This window comes from Pseudomonas sp. IzPS59, from assembly GCF_014863505.1.
Lineage (GTDB): Bacteria > Pseudomonadota > Gammaproteobacteria > Pseudomonadales > Pseudomonadaceae > Aquipseudomonas > Aquipseudomonas kribbensis.
This window is the reverse complement of the sequence record NZ_CP062251.1, coordinates 3,608,946-3,626,823: the sequence shown is the minus strand read 5'-3', so window position 1 is coordinate 3,626,823 and position 17,878 is coordinate 3,608,946. Positions and strand designations below refer to the sequence as shown.

At 61.2% G+C, this 17,878-nt stretch carries 14 protein-coding genes; 9 read left to right on the top strand and 5 right to left on the bottom strand.

Annotation, left to right across the window (positions count from 1 at the left end; translation table 11 throughout):
* Window positions 1-2,385 (top strand): efflux RND transporter permease subunit, encoded by a 2,385-nt coding sequence (locus IF189_RS16090; RefSeq protein WP_134826446.1) that lies wholly within the window; start codon window positions 1-3, stop codon window positions 2,383-2,385.
* Between the two features lie 277 nt (window positions 2,386-2,662).
* Here IF189_RS16090 and IF189_RS16085 read toward each other — a convergent pair whose 3' ends face one another.
* Window positions 2,663-3,382, bottom strand: a complete 720-nt coding sequence (locus IF189_RS16085) for a FadR/GntR family transcriptional regulator (RefSeq protein ID WP_085711331.1) — start codon at window positions 3,380-3,382, stop codon at window positions 2,663-2,665.
* Between the two features lie 123 nt (window positions 3,383-3,505).
* Entirely contained in the window at window positions 3,506-5,242 is a 1,737-nt protein-coding gene (locus IF189_RS16080) for an IlvD/Edd family dehydratase (protein ID WP_192551894.1), read from the bottom strand.
* A gap of 193 nt (window positions 5,243-5,435) precedes the next feature.
* On the opposite strand from IF189_RS16080, the gene IF189_RS16075 reads away from it, so the two are divergent.
* The 8 genes from IF189_RS16075 to IF189_RS16040 all read left to right on the top strand — a co-directional run bounded on the left by IF189_RS16075 (window position 5,436) and on the right by IF189_RS16040 (window position 11,996).
* Window positions 5,436-6,758, top strand: coding sequence for an MFS transporter (locus tag IF189_RS16075; protein WP_192551893.1), 1,323 nt, complete (start codon window positions 5,436-5,438; stop codon window positions 6,756-6,758).
* A gap of 22 nt (window positions 6,759-6,780) precedes the next feature.
* Window positions 6,781-7,773 carry an AraD1 family protein gene (gene araD1, locus IF189_RS16070; protein WP_192551892.1) on the top strand — a complete coding sequence of 331 codons (993 nt, stop codon included), beginning with the start codon at window positions 6,781-6,783 and terminating at the stop codon, window positions 7,771-7,773.
* A gap of 9 nt (window positions 7,774-7,782) precedes the next feature.
* The gene (locus tag IF189_RS16065) at window positions 7,783-9,363 is read left to right on the top strand and encodes an aldehyde dehydrogenase (NADP(+)) (protein ID WP_192551891.1); all 1,581 of its coding nucleotides are present in this window, start codon (window positions 7,783-7,785) and stop codon (window positions 9,361-9,363) included.
* Between the two features lie 96 nt (window positions 9,364-9,459).
* Entirely contained in the window at window positions 9,460-9,768 is a 309-nt protein-coding gene (locus tag IF189_RS16060; protein WP_119426295.1) for a DUF5629 family protein, read from the top strand.
* Window positions 9,765-10,940 carry a lactonase family protein gene (locus IF189_RS16055; RefSeq protein ID WP_134826452.1) on the top strand — a complete coding sequence of 392 codons (1,176 nt, stop codon included), beginning with the start codon at window positions 9,765-9,767 and terminating at the stop codon, window positions 10,938-10,940. Before IF189_RS16060 ends, IF189_RS16055 begins: the two co-directional genes overlap by 4 nt.
* 156 nt (window positions 10,941-11,096) lie before the next feature.
* Window positions 11,097-11,276, top strand: a complete 180-nt coding sequence (locus IF189_RS16050) for a hypothetical protein (RefSeq protein ID WP_007941320.1) — start codon at window positions 11,097-11,099, stop codon at window positions 11,274-11,276.
* 253 nt (window positions 11,277-11,529) lie between these two features.
* Window positions 11,530-11,742 carry a hypothetical protein gene (locus tag IF189_RS16045; protein WP_134826453.1) on the top strand — a complete coding sequence of 71 codons (213 nt, stop codon included), beginning with the start codon at window positions 11,530-11,532 and terminating at the stop codon, window positions 11,740-11,742.
* The gene (locus tag IF189_RS16040) at window positions 11,739-11,996 is read left to right on the top strand and encodes a hypothetical protein (RefSeq protein ID WP_085711324.1); all 258 of its coding nucleotides are present in this window, start codon (window positions 11,739-11,741) and stop codon (window positions 11,994-11,996) included. Before IF189_RS16045 ends, IF189_RS16040 begins: the two co-directional genes overlap by 4 nt.
* 5 nt (window positions 11,997-12,001) lie before the next feature.
* Here IF189_RS16040 and IF189_RS16035 read toward each other — a convergent pair whose 3' ends face one another.
* Genes IF189_RS16035 through IF189_RS16025 form a run of 3 tightly spaced genes read right to left on the bottom strand, consistent with a single transcriptional unit; the run spans window position 12,002 to window position 17,465 of the window.
* Window positions 12,002-12,586, bottom strand: coding sequence for a glutathione S-transferase (locus tag IF189_RS16035; protein WP_192551890.1), 585 nt, complete (start codon window positions 12,584-12,586; stop codon window positions 12,002-12,004).
* Entirely contained in the window at window positions 12,583-16,224 is a 3,642-nt protein-coding gene (locus IF189_RS16030) for an AAA family ATPase (RefSeq protein ID WP_192551889.1), read from the bottom strand. Before IF189_RS16030 ends, IF189_RS16035 begins: the two co-directional genes overlap by 4 nt.
* The gene (locus tag IF189_RS16025; RefSeq protein ID WP_192551888.1) at window positions 16,221-17,465 is read right to left on the bottom strand and encodes an exonuclease SbcCD subunit D C-terminal domain-containing protein; all 1,245 of its coding nucleotides are present in this window, start codon (window positions 17,463-17,465) and stop codon (window positions 16,221-16,223) included. Before IF189_RS16025 ends, IF189_RS16030 begins: the two co-directional genes overlap by 4 nt.
* Window positions 17,466-17,878 lie beyond the last annotated feature (413 nt).

The following is a 17,878-nucleotide window of genomic DNA, read 5'->3' as shown; positions in this document are numbered from 1 at the left end:
ATGACTTCCTTGAGCACTCATCATCAGGACAAGGCGACGTTCCTCGAACGCCTGATCTTCAACAACCGCCCGGCAGTGATCGTGATCTGCCTGCTGGTCAGTATTTTCCTGTTCTGGCAGGCGACGCTGATCCGCCCGTCCACCAGCTTCGAAAAAATGATCCCGCTCAAGCATCCGTTCATCGAGAAGATGATGGAGCACCGCAACGATCTGACGAACCTGGGCAACACCGTGCGCATTTCGGTGGAGGCCAAGGACGGTGACATCTTCTCCAGGGAGTACATGGAGACCCTGCGCCAGATCAACGACGAGGTGTTCTATATCTCCGGCGTCGACCGTTCCGGCCTGAAGTCGCTGTGGAGCCCGAGCGTGCGCTGGACCGAAGTGACCGAGGAAGGTTTCGCCGGCGGTGAAGTGATTCCGCAGAGCTACGACGGCTCCCAGGACAGCCTCGACATGCTGCGCAACAACGTGCTCAAGTCGGGTCAGGTCGGGCGTCTGGTGGCCAACGACTTCAAGTCGAGCATCGTCGACATCCCGCTGCTGGAGTCCTACCCGGACCCGCAGGACCAGGGCAAATTGCTGGCGCTGGACTACCGCCAGTTCTCCCATGAACTGGAAGACAAGATCCGCAACAAGTTTGAAGCGCAGAACCCCAACGTCAAGATCCACATCGTCGGTTTCGCCAAGAAGGTCGGTGACCTGATCGATGGTCTGGTGATGGTGGTGATGTTCTTCGGCATTGCCTTCGTCATCACCCTGATCCTTCTGCTGTGGTTCACCAACTGCCTGCGCAGCACCGTGGCGGTGTTGAGCACCACGCTGGTGGCGGTGGTCTGGCAACTGGGGTTGATGCATTTCTTCGGGTTCGGCCTCGATCCGTATTCGATGCTGGTGCCGTTCCTGATCTTCGCCATCGGGATTTCCCATGGCGTGCAGAAGATCAACGGTATCGCCCTGCAATCGAGCGAAGCGGACAACGCCCTGACCGCCGCGCGGCGCACGTTCCGGCAACTGTTCCTGCCGGGGATGATCGCGATTCTCGCGGATGCGGTGGGCTTCATCACACTGCTGATCATCGACATCGGCGTGATCCGTGAACTGGCCATCGGCGCGTCCATCGGCGTGGCGGTGATCGTGTTCACCAACCTGATCCTGCTGCCGGTGGCGATTTCCTATGTCGGCATCAGCAAGCGCGCCATCGCCAAGAGCAAGAAGGACGCGAACCGCGAGCACCCGTTCTGGCGCCTGCTGTCGAATTTCGCCAGCCCGAAAGTCGCACCAGTGTCCATCGCCCTGGCCCTGATCGCCTTCGGTGGCGGCCTCTGGTACAGCCAGAACCTGAAGATCGGCGACCTCGACCAGGGCGCGCCGGAACTGCGTCCGGACTCGCGCTACAACAAGGACAACAACTTCATCATCAACAACTATTCCACCAGCTCCGACGTACTGGTGGTGATGGTCAAGACCAAGTCCGAAGGCTGCTCGCGTTATGAAGCGATGGCGCCGATCGACGAGCTGATGTGGAAGATGCAGAACACCGAGGGCGTGCAGTCTGCGATCTCGCTGGTGACCGTGTCCAAGCAGATGATCAAGGGCATGAACGAGGGCAACCTGAAATGGGAAACCCTGTCGCGCAACCCGGACGTGCTGAACAACTCCATCGCCCGTGCCGATGGCCTGTACAACAACAGTTGCTCGCTGGCGCCGGTGCTGGTGTTCCTCAACGATCACAAGGCTGAAACCCTGGACCGTGCGGTGAAAGCCGTGCAGGAATTCGCCAAGGACAACAACAAGGACGGTCTGGAATTTATCCTCGCGGCCGGTAACGCCGGGATCGAAGCGGCCACCAACGAAGTCATCAAGCAGGCTGAACTGACCATCTTGATTCTGGTGTACATCTGCGTGGCGGTGATGTGCATGATCACCTTCCGCTCCTGGGCGGCGACCCTGTGCATCGTGCTGCCGCTGGTGCTGACCTCGGTACTGGGCAACGCGCTGATGGCGTTCATGGGCATCGGCGTCAAGGTCGCAACCTTGCCGGTGGTGGCGCTGGGCGTGGGGATCGGCGTGGACTACGGCATCTACATCTACAGCCGTCTGGAAAGTTTCCTGCGTGCCGGCCTGCCGTTGCAGGAAGCCTATTACCAGACCCTGAAATCCACCGGTAAAGCGGTGCTGTTCACCGGTCTGTGCCTGGCCATCGGCGTGTGCACCTGGATCTTCTCGGCGATCAAGTTCCAGGCCGACATGGGCCTGATGCTGACCTTCATGCTGTTGTGGAACATGTTCGGTGCGCTGTGGCTGCTGCCGGCACTGGCCAAGTTCCTGATCAAGCCGGAAAAACTGGCGGGGCAGAAGGGGAATTCGTTGTTTGCTCACTGATCCAGTTGGCTGAAACGAAAAAGCCGCAACCCAAGGGTTGCGGCTTTTTTTATGGTGCAAGATCAAAAGCCCCTCACTCTAGCCCTCCCGAAACGTCGGACCGCCCGGAGGGAGAGGGGACCGAATGGGGGATATTGGATAGATACACCGACGTGAACGATTTGCTTTGAATCCATAATCGACTCGGTTTTTCAGGTCGATGTATCACGCAAGACATCGCGGTCAGTTCCCTCTCCCTCTGGGAGAGGGCTAGGGTGAGGGCAGGCGGTCTAAAGGCTTAAGAGAGTTCAGTGCCGAGCACGACGCTAAGTGCACTCCGCGCATCATCCAACTGCACCAGCGTCGCATGCCGAGCCCCCAACGCATCCCGGTTCTCGATCGCGGTCAATATCGCCTTGTGCCGAGGCAACGCCAGTTCATGCAGATTCGGCCGCTGGTTCGAATGCTTCAACGCCTCGGCAATCGCTACCGACAGCATGTTGCACAGGTTCGCCAGCAAGTCGTTGTGGGTCGCATCGGCGATGCGGCTGTGGAAGTCCAGATCCGGTTGCAGCAAGGCTTCCGGGGTCGGTGCGGCTTCCATGCGTTGGTAGGCTTCGCCGATGGCAGCGATGTCGGCATCCGTGGCGTGCTGGGCGGCGAGGGCGGCGGCGGCCGGTTCGATGATGCTGCGCACACTGGTCAGCACATTGAAGAATTCATTCTGCGGGCTGCTTTGCATCAGCCAGTGCAGCACGTCCGGGTCGAGCATGTGCCATTCGCGGCGCGGCTTGACCACGGTGCCGACCCGCGGCTTCGAGTACACCAGCCCCTTGGCCACCAACACCCGCGTGGCTTCGCGCAACACCGGTCGACTGACCGCGTATTCCTCGCAGAGCAAGGCTTCGGCGGGCAGTTTGTCGTCAGGCAGAAAACGGCCGGAGACGATCTGCATGCCCAGTTCCTGGACGATGCGCGAGTGCATGCTTTTGCGGTCGGAAGGTTTGCGGTAATCCATGGGGAGCGGCACGATCCTGAGCGATGGAGATGCCGCGCATCATAGCAGGCACCACACAATCTTGAGGCAGATACAAAACAAATGCGGGAGCTGGCAAGCCAGCTCCCACAGAGGACGGCGGTGTTAATGGGAGTGGCGGGGGACTTCAGCCCCTCGGCAACCAACCAGGAAATCAAAATCACATCCCTGATCCGCTTGCAGCACATGATCGATGTACAACTGACGATACCCCCCCACCAGCAATTGCTGCGGCGGTTGCAGATCCGCCATGCGCGCTGCCAGTTCAGCGTCAGGAATGTCCAGATGCAAACGCCCGCTGGCGCAGTCCAGCTCGATCCAGTCACCTTCCTTGACCGCCGCCAAAGGCCCGCCGGCCGCCGCTTCCGGGGCGACGTGCAATACGACGGTGCCGTACGCCGTGCCGCTCATCCGCGCATCGGAAATGCGCACCATATCCGTCACACCCTGGGCCAGCAGCTTGGTCGGCAACCCCATGTTGCCGACTTCGGCCATGCCCGGATAACCCTTCGGCCCGCAGTTTTTCATCACCAGAATCGAGTTCGCATCGACGTCCAGTTCCGGGTCATTGATGCGCGCCTTGTACATGTCGAAGTTCTCGAACACCACGGCGCGGCCACGGTGTTGCATCAGTTCCGGCGTTGCGGCTGATGGCTTGAGCACCGCGCCCAGCGGCGCCAGGTTGCCGCGCAACACGCAGATCCCGCCGTCAGCACGGATCGGGTTGTCGAGAGTGCGGATCACTTGGTCTTCGCCGTAGATCGGTGCGTCCTTGGTGTTCTCGCCAATGGATTTGCCGTTGACGGTCAGCGCGTCCGGATTCGGAATCAGATTGGCCTCACCAAGACGCCGCAGCACCGCCGGCAAGCCGCCCGCATAGTAGAACTCCTCCATCAGGAAACGCCCGGACGGTTGCAGGTCGACAATGGTCGGCATGCCGCGACCGATGCGGGTCCAGTCGTCCAGATCCAGCTCGACGCCAATGCGCCCGGCGATGGCTTTGAGGTGAATCACCGCGTTGGTCGAACCGCCAATCGCTGCGTTGACCCGGATCGCGTTTTCGAAGGCCTCCTTGGTCAGGATCTTCGACAGCTTCAAGTCTTCACGCACCATTTCCACCGCACGCATGCCGGACATATGCGCCAGCACATAACGTCGCGCATCCACCGCCGGAATCGCCGCGTTGTGGGGCAGGGAAGTGCCCAGTGCCTCGGCCATGCAGGCCATGGTCGACGCCGTGCCCATGGTGTTGCAGGTGCCGGCCGAGCGGGACATGCCGCCCTCGGCCGCCAGGAAGTCGTCGATGGTGATGGTGCCGGCCTTGACCTGTTCGCTGAGCTGCCAGACCACGGTGCCGGAACCAATGTCCTTGCCCTTGTGCTTGCCGTTGAGCATCGGTCCGCCGGTGACGACGATGGCCGGCACGTCGCAACTGGCTGCGCCCATCAGCAGCGCCGGGGTGGTCTTGTCGCAACCGGTCAGCAGCACCACGCCGTCAATCGGGTTGCCGCGAATCGCTTCCTCGACGTCCATGCTCGCCAGGTTGCGGGTGAGCATGGCGGTCGGGCGCAGGTTCGATTCGCCGTTGGAGAACACCGGGAATTCCACCGGAAAGCCGCCGGCCTCGATCACACCGCGTTTGACATGCTCCGCGATTTGGCGGAAGTGCGCGTTGCACGGTGTCAGCTCCGACCAGGTGTTGCAGATGCCGATGATCGGCTTGCCATGGAACTGATGGTCGGCGATGCCCTGATTCTTCATCCAGCTGCGGTACATGAAGCCGTTCTTGTCGGCCGTGCCAAACCATTGGGCGGAGCGCAGGGTGGGTTGCTTATCAGACATGATCGATTCTCTTATTGTAAGACTATTGTTTGCGAGCTTCGGCTAAACATAAGCGCAAAATCGGCGCTTTGGAAGTGTTGTTGGGTAATTAGTATTACTATATAGTCGTTTTCGATTGAGGGATGGCCCTGGCGATTTTCCGCGAGAGGCGTCCCCGCAGGTTCCATAAAAACAACAATCGGAGAGCGATCCCATGAGCCAGGAACTGCGGCTTGTCCGGCGCATCACGCTGAAACTGATTCCCTTCCTGATCCTGCTGTACCTGATCGCCTATGTGGATCGCTCCGCCGTCGGCTTCGCCAAGCTGCACATGGGCGCCGACATCGGCATCGGCGACGCCGCCTACGGCCTCGGCGCCGGGCTGTTTTTCATTGGCTACTTTCTGCTGGAAATCCCCAGCAACCTGATGCTCGAACGCTTCGGTGCGCGGCGCTGGTTCGCGCGGATCATGATCACCTGGGGCGCGATCACCATCGGCATGGCCTTCGTCCAGGGCCCGCACAGTTTCTATGTGATGCGCTTTCTGCTCGGCGCGGCGGAGGCGGGGTTCTTTCCCGGCGTTCTGTACTACATCACCCAATGGTTCCCGGTGCGTCATCGCGGCAAGATCCTCGGGCTGTTCATCCTTTCCCAACCCATCGCGATGATGATCACCGGCCCCGTGTCCGGCGGCCTGCTGGGCATGGACGGCATCCTCGGTCTGCACGGCTGGCAATGGCTGTTCATCGTCATCGGCACCCCGGCGATCCTGCTGACCTGGCCGGTGTTGCGCTGGCTGCCGGACGGCCCGCAGCAAGTGACGTGGATGGATCAGGCCGAGAAGGACTGGTTGACCGGCGAACTGAAAAAGGATCTGCAGGAATACGGCCAGACCCGCCATGGCAATCCGTTGCATGCGCTGAAAGACAAACGTGTGTTGCTGCTGGCGCTGTTCTATCTGCCGGTGACCCTGAGCATCTATGGACTTGGCCTGTGGCTGCCGACCCTGATCAAACAGTTCGGCGGCAGCGATCTGGTGACCGGTTTCGTGTCATCGGTGCCGTACATCTTCGGCATCGTCGGGTTGCTGATCGTGCCGCGCAGTTCCGACCGCATGAATGATCGCTACGGGCATCTGGCGGTGCTTTACGTGCTGGGTGCCCTCGGCCTGTTCCTCAGCGCATGGCTGTCGTTGCCGGTGGCGCAACTGGCGGCGTTGTGTCTGGTGGCGTTCGCGCTGTTTTCCTGCACGGCGGTGTTCTGGACGCTGCCGGGGCGGTTCTTTGCCGGCGCCAGTGCGGCGGCGGGCATTGCCTTGATCAACTCGGTGGGCAACCTCGGCGGTTACATCGGACCGTTCGTGATCGGCGCGTTGAAGGAATACACCGGCAACCTCGCTTCGGGCCTGTACTTCCTGTCCGGGGTGATGGTGTTCGGGCTGATTCTGACGGGCGTTGTTTATCGATTGCTGGAGCGCAAACATGTGCTGCCGGTCGAGCAGTTTGCGGCAAGTGCACGCGGTGCGACGCGCATCTGATTTGTTTCAACAGGAGAGCATCATGCATCTGGTTCAATTCGAATTAAGTAACGGCGAGCGCCGTGTCGGGGTGGTCGAGGGCAGTCTGGTGCGCGAAGTGCAGGATGCGCGCACGGTCCGTGATCTCGCCCTGGCCGCGATTGAAGCCGGCAGTACATTGGCGCAGCAAGTGCAATCCCTCGGCCTCGGTATCAGCCACGACTACGCGCAGTTACTCAAAGACCTGCGCATCCTGCCGCCGCTGGATCACCCGGACCCGGCGCACCTGCTGGTCAGCGGTACCGGTCTCACGCACCTCGGCAGCGCCTCGGCCCGGGACAAGATGCACCAGCAGGCCGGCGACGAAGCGGCGATGACCGACACCATGCGCATCTTCAAGTGGGGTGTGGAGGGCGGCAAACCGGCGGCGGGGCAGGCCGGGGTGCAACCGGAATGGTTCTACAAGGGCGATGGCAGCATTGTCGTGCGTCCCGGTCAGCCATTCCCCCTCCCACCGTTTGCCGAAGACGCTGGCGAAGAACCGGAGATGGCGGGCCTCTACATCATTGGCCACGACGGCAAGCCGTATCGCCTCGGTTTCGCGGTCGGCAACGAGTTCTCCGATCACGTCATGGAGCGCAAGAATTACCTGTACCTGGCCCACTCGAAACTGCGCAGTTGCAGCTACGGCCCGGAGCTGCGCGTCGGTGAATTGCCGCAACATCTGGCCGGCACCAGCCGCATCCTGCGCGACGGTGAAGTGCTGTGGCAGAACGAGTTCCTCAGCGGCGAGGCCAACATGTGCCACAGCCTGGCGAACCTCGAATACCACCACTTCAAGTACAGCCAGTTCCTGCGTCCGGGCGATGTGCACATTCACTTTTTCGGCACCGCGACCTTGTCGTTTGCAGACGGCATTCGCACACAGCCCGGCGACGTGTTCGAGATCAGCCAGGCCGAATTCGGCGCGCCGCTGGTCAACGGCATCGCACCGGTTGAAGCGGTTTTTCAACCGGACAGCATCGGCACCCTTTAAGGAGATCCCATGACTCAGATTCTTGGTCACAACTACATCGGCGGCCGTCGCAGCGCTGCGGGCAGCGTCAAGTTGCAGAGCATCGACGCCACGACGGGCGAGGCGCTGCCTCACGATTTCATTCAGGCGACGCAGGAGGAAGTGGACGCCACCGCCAAAGCTGCCGCTTCTGCCTACCCGGCCTATCGCAGCCTGAGCGCCGAACGACGCGCGCAGTTTCTCGATGCCATCGCCGATGAGCTGGATGCGCTGGGCGATGATTTTGTCGCGGTGGTCTGCCGTGAGACCGCGCTGCCTGCCGGGCGGATTCAGGGCGAGCGTGGTCGCACCAGCGGCCAGATGCGGTTGTTCGCCAAAGTCCTGCGGCGCGGTGATTTCTACGGTGCGCGCATCGACCTGCCGCTGCCGGATCGCCAGCCGCTGCCGCGTCCCGATCTGCGTCAATACCGCATCGGCCTCGGCCCGGTGGCGGTGTTCGGCGCCAGTAACTTTCCGCTGGCATTCTCCACCGCTGGCGGCGACACCGCATCGGCGCTGGCCGCCGGATGCCCGGTGGTGTTCAAGGCCCACAGCGGCCATATGGCCACGGCCGAACTCGTGGCTGACGCGGTGATTCGTGCGGCGGAAAAAACCGCGATGCCGGCCGGTGTGTTCAACATGATCTATGGCGGTGGCGTCGGCGAGTGGCTGGTCAAGCATCCCGCCATTCAAGCCGTCGGCTTTACCGGTTCGCTGAAGGGCGGACGGGCACTGTGCGACATGGCCGCCGCGCGTGCGCAGCCGATCCCGGTGTTCGCCGAGATGTCGAGCATCAATCCGGTGATCGTGTTGCCCCAGGCCCTCGCCGTGCGTTCGGAAACCGTCGCCCGTGATCTGACCGCCTCGGTGGTGCAAGGCTGCGGTCAGTTCTGTACCAACCCGGGCCTGGTGATCGGCATTCGCTCGCCGCAGTTCACGGCGTTTGTTGAGCAAGTCGCTGCGCTGATCGGCGATCAACCGGCGCAAACCATGCTCAATGCCGGGACCCTTGGCAGCTATGGCAAAGGTCTGGAAAAACTCTTGGCGCATGCCGGCATCGAGCATCTGGCTGGCAACCCGCAGCAGGGCAATCAGGCGCAGCCACAACTGTTCAAGGCCGATGCCAGTCTGTTGATCAATGGCGATGAAGTGCTGCAGGAAGAAGTGTTCGGCCCGACCACGGTGATCGTCGAAGTGGCCGATCAGGCGCAACTGAGTGCGGCGCTGCTGGGGCTGCATGGTCAGCTCACGGCGACCCTCATCGGCGAGCCGGCAGACTTCGTGCAGTTCCCGGAACTGACGCCGTTGCTGGAACAGAAGGTCGGGCGGATCCTGCTCAACGGTTACCCGACCGGTGTCGAGGTGTGTGATTCGATGGTCCACGGCGGGCCGTATCCGGCGACGTCCGATGCTCGCGGCACGTCGGTCGGCACCCTGGCCATCGATCGTTTCCTGCGCCCGGTGTGCTTCCAGAACTACCCCGACAGCCTGCTGCCGGAACCGCTGAAAAACGCCAACCCGCTGCGGATTCAGCGACTGGTCGACGGCAAGCCTTCACGCGAAGCGCTCTAAGCCGAATCGCCGGGCCTTGTGTGGACAAGCTCCCATGAGGCCCGGCGGCGACATTGAGCTATCATTGCCACTTTCCCCCTGAAAGACATGATCGACATGACTGCCGTACCAGACACCCTTCTCAACGCCCTCGAACACTGCGGTATGGTCGAAATCGACGGCCTGCACGCCTTCGAATTCGCCCTCGATGAAGACGACAACCTGCATATCGAGTGCATCGATGGCCGGACGGCCAGGCATTGGGAGTTCACACCGGCCCAGGTTGAAGCGGCGACGTTCGACCAGGACCTGCAGAGCTGGTTGATCATCGGTTTTGCCAGCGACACCAAAACCGTCGGCGAACACCGTCTGGTCTGCCTCGGTGATGTACTCAGCAGCGCCGACGACGAGGATGAAACCGAATGAACATGCGTAAATTCTGGCCGTTGCTGATGGCCGGCAGCGTCGGTGCGATGGGCCTGTCCAGTGCCTCGGCCGAAAGCTTCCAGTTGCTGGTCGGTTCCTACACCGCCGGCACCAGCCAGGGCATCTACCGGATGAACTTCGACAGCGCCACCGGCCAGATCGACGCCAAGCCGTTGCAAGTGATCAAGAGCGAAAACCCGTCGTGGCTGACCCTGTCGAAGGATCAGCATCGGGTGTTCGTGGTTAACGAAAACGGCCCGGGCCAGAAAGACCCTGTCGGTCGCGTTAGCAGCTATTCCATCGATCCGAAGACCCACGCCCTGACCCTGATCAATCAGGTGCAGAGCCTGGGCAACGAGCCGACCCATTCAAGCCTCAGCGGCGACGCCAGCCATCTGTTCGTCAGCAACTATTCCGTGGTCGAAGATCCGGGCGGCACCCTCGCGGTGTTGCCGGTGGGCAGCGACGGCAAACTCAAACCAGTGGTGCAGATGAGCGCGCACCCGGCGAGCCGGGTCAACCCCGAGCGTCAGGCCTCGAACCACGTGCACTCGACGATTTCATCGCCGGATGGCCGTTATGTGTTCTCCAACGATCTGGGCGCCGACAAGGTCTTCGTCTACCAGTTCGACCCGAAAGCCAACCCGGACCTGCCGCTGACCCCGGCAAAAACCGCTTCGGTGCAACTGCCACCGGGCAGCGGGCCGCGTCATCTGCTGTTCAGCGCTGACGGCAAACATGCCTGGCTGACCATGGAAATGAGCGCCCAGGTTGCCGTGTTCGACTACAAGGACGGCGTGCTGACCCAGACGCAAATGGTTGATCTGGCAGCCGGCCAGCCGACGTCGGACAAAGCCGCTGCGGCGCTGCACGCGTCCGCCGATGGCAAATTCCTTTACGTCAGCAACCGTGGCACTGCCAATCAACTGTTGGTGTTCGCCATCGACCCGGCCAACGGCCAGCTCAAGGAACTGCAGCGACGTTCGGTGGAAGGCGATCACCCGCGTGAGTTCAGCCTCGATCCGAGTGGCAAATTCCTGCTGATCGCCAACCAGAAGAGCAACCAGATTGTCGTGGTCGAACGCGACGGCAAGACCGGTCTGCTCGGCAAAACCGTGCAAAAACTGCCGATGGACGCCCCGAGCGACCTCAAGTTTCTCGTGCGTCAATAAGCCGCAGGCCCCGGTCTACGGGGCCTGACGCTTTGTATTAATCCTGCTGATAACAGGTAATGGTGCAAAGCATTTCAAGCGAGCGACCCTCGAGCGTTAAGTTTGCTTCACGGCCCAACCGGGCAAGCAAGCCAACCGAACACGAGGGTTACCGCCATGAACTTCAATCTCTTCTCCGTTATCGCCGCTTCCGCCATCTCCGCCACCGTTGCTCTGCCAGCCAGCGCCAACGTTGAAATCAGCGACAAAAAATCCCACACCCAGAGCTACACCCAGAAATACCTGCAACAGAGCGCCAACTTCTACGCCGCGCTGGATCACAAAGCCCAACACTGAAATTTCCGTCACGCCCTGGAACTGCCCAAGGCTGCGATCCTTTGATCTTGTTTATCAAAAGCAAAATCAAAAGATCGCAGCCTTGGGCAGTTTTTGCGCGTGTATTGTCCGGCGATAGACATTTTCAAACGGCGAGATAGACCGGCTAAATAATCAACGAAGCTGATGGTTACTATGGCAAACGCTGAGTGGTTACCCCGGCTTTTTTGATTGATTCTGTGGGCGTCGAAACATTGTCCACGGAGCACACATCATGGCCAGTTCAATCCTCACTTCCGCCAAGCGCGGCGCCTACCTGGCCATCGGTCTGTACCTGGTCATGGTGCTGTTCGTCAGCCTCGCGTCCCAGTCGCAACACAGCTTCGATGCGCCAATCCAGGTCGCGCATCCCGGCGTCCAGTTCGAACTCCGCTCGCAAAACGCAGCGGTGGATTCCGTTGAACTCGCGGGAGCCGTCGGAGCATGAAAGGCTACAGATTCTGGGTCATCGCCGGTCTGGCGATCATGACCAATGGCGCCTCCCTGCTGGGATTCGGCCAGGGCTCGGTCGGCGGGCTGGCCCGTGCCATAGAGGCCAACCACACCATTGCGCACAACATCGAACGGGCCAATGCGCTGGGGCTGCTGGCCGGCAATCCACCGGTGAAAACCGAAGTGAGTTTTCTCGGACCATTCCAAGTGGATTGCTCGGCCATCGGCATGTGCCAGGTACTGGCGTAAGGCGCTTACTTTTTCATGATGGCGGTAAACAGGTCCGACTCGAGAAAGTGCTGTAACCACACCTGCAATCGCTGATACGGCGTCGTCGCAAACCAGTCACGATCGACATGGGCGAACTGGCGAACGAAGGGCAGCAGCGCGATATCAGCCAGGCAAGGATGATCGGCCAGCAAGTAGTCGCGGTTCTCGAGTAACTCATCGAGCTTCTGCAGGAACAGCGCACCTTCGGCGCGATAAACCTCCATCGGTTGCTCCGGATAACGCTCGGAGTACTTGTAGCGATTCAAATGCACCTTGAACACTTGATCGTTGGCTTCGATCAACTCGGCAATCCTTGAATCGCCACCCAGCAACCAGTCATCCGGATCATTCTGCGCCAGCGCCCAGCGCATGATCTCCAGGCTCTCATCGATCACCTGTCCACCGGCATCCAGCACCGGCACCGTGCCCTTGGGCGAAATCGCCAGCATCTCGGCCGGTTTAGCCTTGAGGCTGACTTCGATGATGTCCACCGGCACGCCTGAATAACGCAGGGCCATCCGCGCGCGCATCGCGTACGGGCAGCGGCGGAACGAATACAGCGTGTTCATTTCACCTCCAAGGTGCTCAAGCCATTGCCCTGGCGCTGCACCTGAATCTGCACCGGAATCCGCTCGTGCATTTCCTGCACGTGGGAAATCACCGCGACCTTGCGGCCCTGTGCCTGCAAGCCGTCGAGGGCGTCCATGGCCAGTTGCAGGGATTCCGGATCGAGGCTGCCGAAGCCTTCGTCGATGAACAGCGATTCGATCTTCAGCGTGCTCGACGCCATCGAAGCCAGACCCAATGCAAGGGCCAGCGACACCAGGAAGGTTTCGCCGCCGGACAGCGAATGCACCGAGCGCAGTTCGTCGCCCATTTCGGTGTCCATTACCAGCAGGCCGAGCATGCTGCCGCCACGCTTCAGGCGATAGCGTTTGACCAGTTGGCGCAGTTGCGCGTTGGCGTGATGCACCAGCAGGTCGAGGTTGTAGGCCTGTGCGATCTTGCGGAACGTGTCACCGGTGGCCGAACCGATCAAGGCATTGAGGCGCGCCCAGCGCTGATATTCGGCATAGGCGTCGGCGATCTGCTGCGCCAGCGCGGAGTTGGCGTTCTGCCGGCGCTGATCTTCGACTTGTTCGGCGCGCAGTTCGGCGCAGAGCTGTTCACTGGCGCCGTACTGATTCTGCAGGTCTGCGAGGGCCGCGATGAGCTGTTCGGCTTCGAGGTGGCCGTTGTGCTGCGCCTGATGTTCGAGCAACTGGCGATCACGCTCCTGCAACAGCACTTTGGCGTGTTCCAGGGCTTTTTCGTTGCGCTGCAAACGCTCGCGCAGCTCGCCGACCTGCGCCTCATCGACCCGCAACAGCTCTTCGAGACCACCGTCATCCAGTTCCGGATGGCGGGCGCGCCAGTCGGCAATCTTGCCCGCCAGATCACGGTCTTCGGTTTCCAGCGCCTGCAAACGCTCTTGCTGCGCCTTGAGTTCGGTGGCGATTTGCACGAGTTGCGTGCGCACGCCTTGCAGTGCCTGTGTCGTGGTGGACTCTGCGTTGCGCGACTGTTCCACCGCGAGTTCAAGCTGCTGCTGCCAGTGCTCGGCACAATTGTGATCGCCCAGTAATTGCGCCAGTTTCTCCTGGCTGGCCTGTTGTTGAGCGGTCAGCGCGTTGAGCTGTTGCTCAGCGGTTTGCAACTGCTGTACACGGCTCTGCTGACGATCCTGTTCTTTCTCAAGCGTCTGCTGGCGTTGTTGCTGTTCGGCCAGTTCTTCTTTTTGCTGATCGACTTGCGCCAGTCGCTCGGCGACCTGCCGGTCAAGCTGCATGAAAGTCGCGGCCGGTTCGGCGCGCAGGGCTTCGTGAGTTTCGGAGGGCAGCAGTGTGGCGAAGGCTGCGAGTTCTTCGTCCAGACGCTGGCGGTCGGCATTCAACTCGCGCTGCTGATTGCTCAGGTGCTGGGTGGCTTGCTGGTGTGCGGTTTCGGCGTGACGCAATTGCTGGGTCAGGCGCGCCGCATCCTGTTGCAGGGTGAGCAGGGCAGTCTGGCGCTGTTCGTCCTGGGTGATGCTCTGGTTCAGTTGATCGTTCTGGCGCGTCAGCCAGGCCGCGCGCTTGTCGCTGTCCTGATTCAGCAACTGGGTTGCCAGCGGATGAGACTCGATGCTCGGCGTCAGCGCTTGCTGTTGTACCGCCAGTTGTTCCTGTTGTTGCAGCAACTCTTTCTGTTGAGCAATCACGCCACTGACGCTGGTACGCAGTTCGGTGAGTTTTTCCTTCAGTTGATCGACCGCTTGCTGCGCGTTGGCCTGTTCGCTTTCATCGTGACGACCGAGGCTTTGCAGCAGGGCTTCCGGCTGGTGATACGGATGCTCGTTGCTGCCGCAGACCGGGCAAGGCTGGTCGTCCTGCAACTGCGCACGCAACTCTTCGACACTGGCACTGCGGGCCAGGCGTTGGCGTTCGAGCAGTTCACGGGTGACGTTGAGGGTCTGTTCGGCGATGGTCAGTTCGGACTTGGTTTTCACCCCGTCCTGGGTCAGGCGCTCGCGCTCCTGTTGCGCATCGAGCTGGCGCTGTTGCAGCTCGGCGCCTCGTTTGTCGAGTTCCTGCTGACTGGCCCAAAGGCGTGTGAGGTCTTCGAAGGCTCGCTGTTGCTTGCGGTTGTCCTGCAACAGGGTGCCGAGGATACCGATCTGCTCGGCGACGGCGTCCGGCTCGGCGCCGGCCTCTTTGAACAGCACTTCAAGCTGCTGTTTTTGCGAGGCCAGTTCTTCGGTGGCGCGGGCGGCGTTCTGTTCGAGACTTGCCAGTTCGCTTTCGCCCTTGTTCAACCGGTTGCCGATCAGCATCAGTTGCTGCAAACGGTCGCGGTAGGCGTTCCAGGCTTCGCTCAATGGTGCCAGATGAGTGCTTTTCTCCAGATCGGCGGCAATGCGTTGGAGGCGCTCGGCAACCTGCTTTTGCTGATCGAGCAGGGTCTGGATTGCGCATTGGCCCTCAGTGCTGGCCTGTTCGGCGGCCTGCTTTGCCTCGGTGCCGGAAGCAACATCCTTGGCCAGACGCGTGAGGGTGCTTTGCTCATCGAAGGCCTGACGCAACAGCGGTGCACTTTCGCTCTGTTGCTTCTGCGCTTCGGTCAGGGCGATTTGTGCAGCACTCAGGTCTTGTTCAAGTTGAGTCTGACGTTCAGTCAGCTCACCTTGTTGTTGGGTGTGCGCGCTGATTTGCGCCGCCAGTGGCGTCAGTCGTGCGTCGATTTCAGCCTTGCGGGCGAACTGGTGCCGTTGCGGGGCGAGCTGTTCAAGGCGCGTCAGTCGCAAGCGTTCGCCAGCCAGCGTTTCGCGCTCATGTTCGGCGCTCTGCAGTTGCTCGGCGGCCGCCTTCTGCGCGTCCTGCAACAGGTGCAGATCCTTGAGCCAGGTGTGCTGCTGCTCAAGCTGTTTGAGCTGCGCCTGCTGCAACTTCAATTGCTGCTGGGCAGCGTTGAAGCGTTCGTCGAGTTCGGCGCGGGCCTCGGGCGGCAGTGGGGTCACGCCGCTGGCCTGATCCTGCAACTGTTTGTGGGCTTCGCGCGCTTCTTTGGTCTTGTCGAACGCGCGACGGCCGAGGCGGGTGTACAGCGCCGTGTCGGTGAGCTTTTCCAGCAGTTCGCTGCGGTCGTTGTCATCGGCCTTGAGGAACGCACTGAACTCACTCTGGGCCAGCAGCACGGCGCGGGTGAACTGTTCAAAGTTCAGGCCCAGCGCGGCTTCGAGTTGAACCTTGTACTCGCCTTTCTGGCTGGCGAGCAGTTGATCCTGATCGATGTCGCGCAGGCTCTGACGGCTGGCCTGCAACTTGCCGCCGGCCTTTTCCCGGGCGCGGTTGGCTTCCCAGCGCGCGCGATAGCGGCGGCCATCGACGCCGACAAAATCCACTTCGGCAAACCCCTCGCCCGTGCCGCGTCGCAGCAGGGTACGCGGGTCGCCGGTGGCGATTTCGCCGTCGGCGTCCGGCACCTTGGCGTCACGCCCGGTGTTGTTCAGACGCGGCACGGCGCCGAACAGCGCCAGGCACAAGGCATCGAGCAAGGTACTTTTGCCGGCGCCGGTGGGGCCGGTGATGGCGAACAGACCGGCGCTGGCCAGCGGTTCAGCGGTGAAGTCGATCTCGAACGGGCCGGCCAGTGAGGCGAGGTTCTTCAAACGAATGGCGAGAATCTTCATGGCTGCTCGCCCTCCATTTGTACGTCTTGCAGCAACTCGGCGAAGTCCTTGAGGGTTTGCTCGTCGACCTCGGTGCCGTAATTGTCGAGCCAGGCGCGGCTGAACAATTCCTGTGGTGTGAGCTGGTCCAGTTCGATCAGAGCGCTGCCGTCCTCGGCGCCGTCAGCGCCACGGTTGCCGGCGTATTCGGCGGCGATTCGCACCAGTCGTACAGCCTTGCCTTGCAGGGCGCTTTCGACTTGATGGCGCAGATCCGGTTGCGGCTCGTCGAGGGTCACGCGCACTTCCAGCCACGGCTGGCGCCGGGTTTCGGCCAGCAGATCAATGTTCGGCAGGTCCGCCAGTTGCAACAGGATTTCCGCCAGCGGCGCAGGGCCGAGGCGTTGCAGGTTGACGGAGCGGGGGATCAGTATCGGCTCGACGCTGACCAGGGTTTCGCCGTCGAGCACAACGTCGAGAATCTGGTGCTGATAACTGATTTCCGAAAACGACAACGGAATCGGCGAGCCGCTGTAGCGAATCCGTTCTTCGCCATTGACCTTCTGTGGCTTGTGCAAATGGCCGAGGGCGACATAGCTGATGCTCGGCCCGAACAGGCTGGCCGGCAGGGCTTCGGCGTTGCCGATGATCAGGCTGCGTTCGGAGTCTTCCGACACCGAACCGCCGGCCATGTGCGCATGGCTGATGGCGATCAGCGCCTGGCACGGCTGGCGCTTGGTGTTTGCCGCTTCGATCAGCCACTCATGCACCTGACCGATGCCGCGCAAATAGTTGTCGCCCAGATGCGCGCCGGTCACTTCGGCAGGTCGCAGGAACGGCAGCGCCAGGCACCACGCGGCGATCTCGCCGGAAGCATTCGGCAGCGGCAACAACAGACGCTCGGCATCCAGCTGCCCGTCATCCAGCCAAAGCACCCGACCCAACGCATGGGTACGCAAACGCCGCATCAACGGTGCGGGCAGTTCGATCCGCGAGCCTGAATCGTGGTTGCCGGCAATCATCACGATGGTCAGCAACGGCTGCTGTTCGTGGGCACTGACGATGAAATCGTAGAGGCGTTCCTGGGCTTTGACCGGCGGATTCACCGTGTCGAAGATGTCGCCGGCGATCAGCAGCACGTCCGGTTGCGCCAGCTTCAATTGGCGCAGCAGCCACTCGAGAAAACAGGCGTGCTCGAAATCGCGCTCCTGGCCGTGCAGGTTTTGCCCAAGGTGCCAGTCGGAGGTGTGAAACAGACGCAAGGCTGACTCCGCAATATAAAAAGGTGATGGCCGCGTGGATGTGGAAGCGGCGAAAGAAGGGGAGTTTACAGATTATTGGGACAGGTGGGCCGATCGGGGAATTTAGAAGCCATCTCCTGAAAAGTATGACTGTATTACTACCGTTCGTCGGCAACCTTGCGCGGCCTCACACATTAATTGACGCCAAAATAGTGGCCATCTAATATCGCGCCACTATTGTGACATCAGTGTGCTGCTATGAGGGAGCTGGCAGATGTGTCGCGGCCTGCTCCGTGACCGATCCCGCTACATCCAGGTTGCCCCGGCAACTTTTCCTCTTACTCACTTCTCGGTCGACCGGCGTCGTGTGAATGCCTGTCGGGAAGCGCTGCGCCTGCGGTCTGCCTGCCCATTTCTGTTTGCTGCATCGAGAC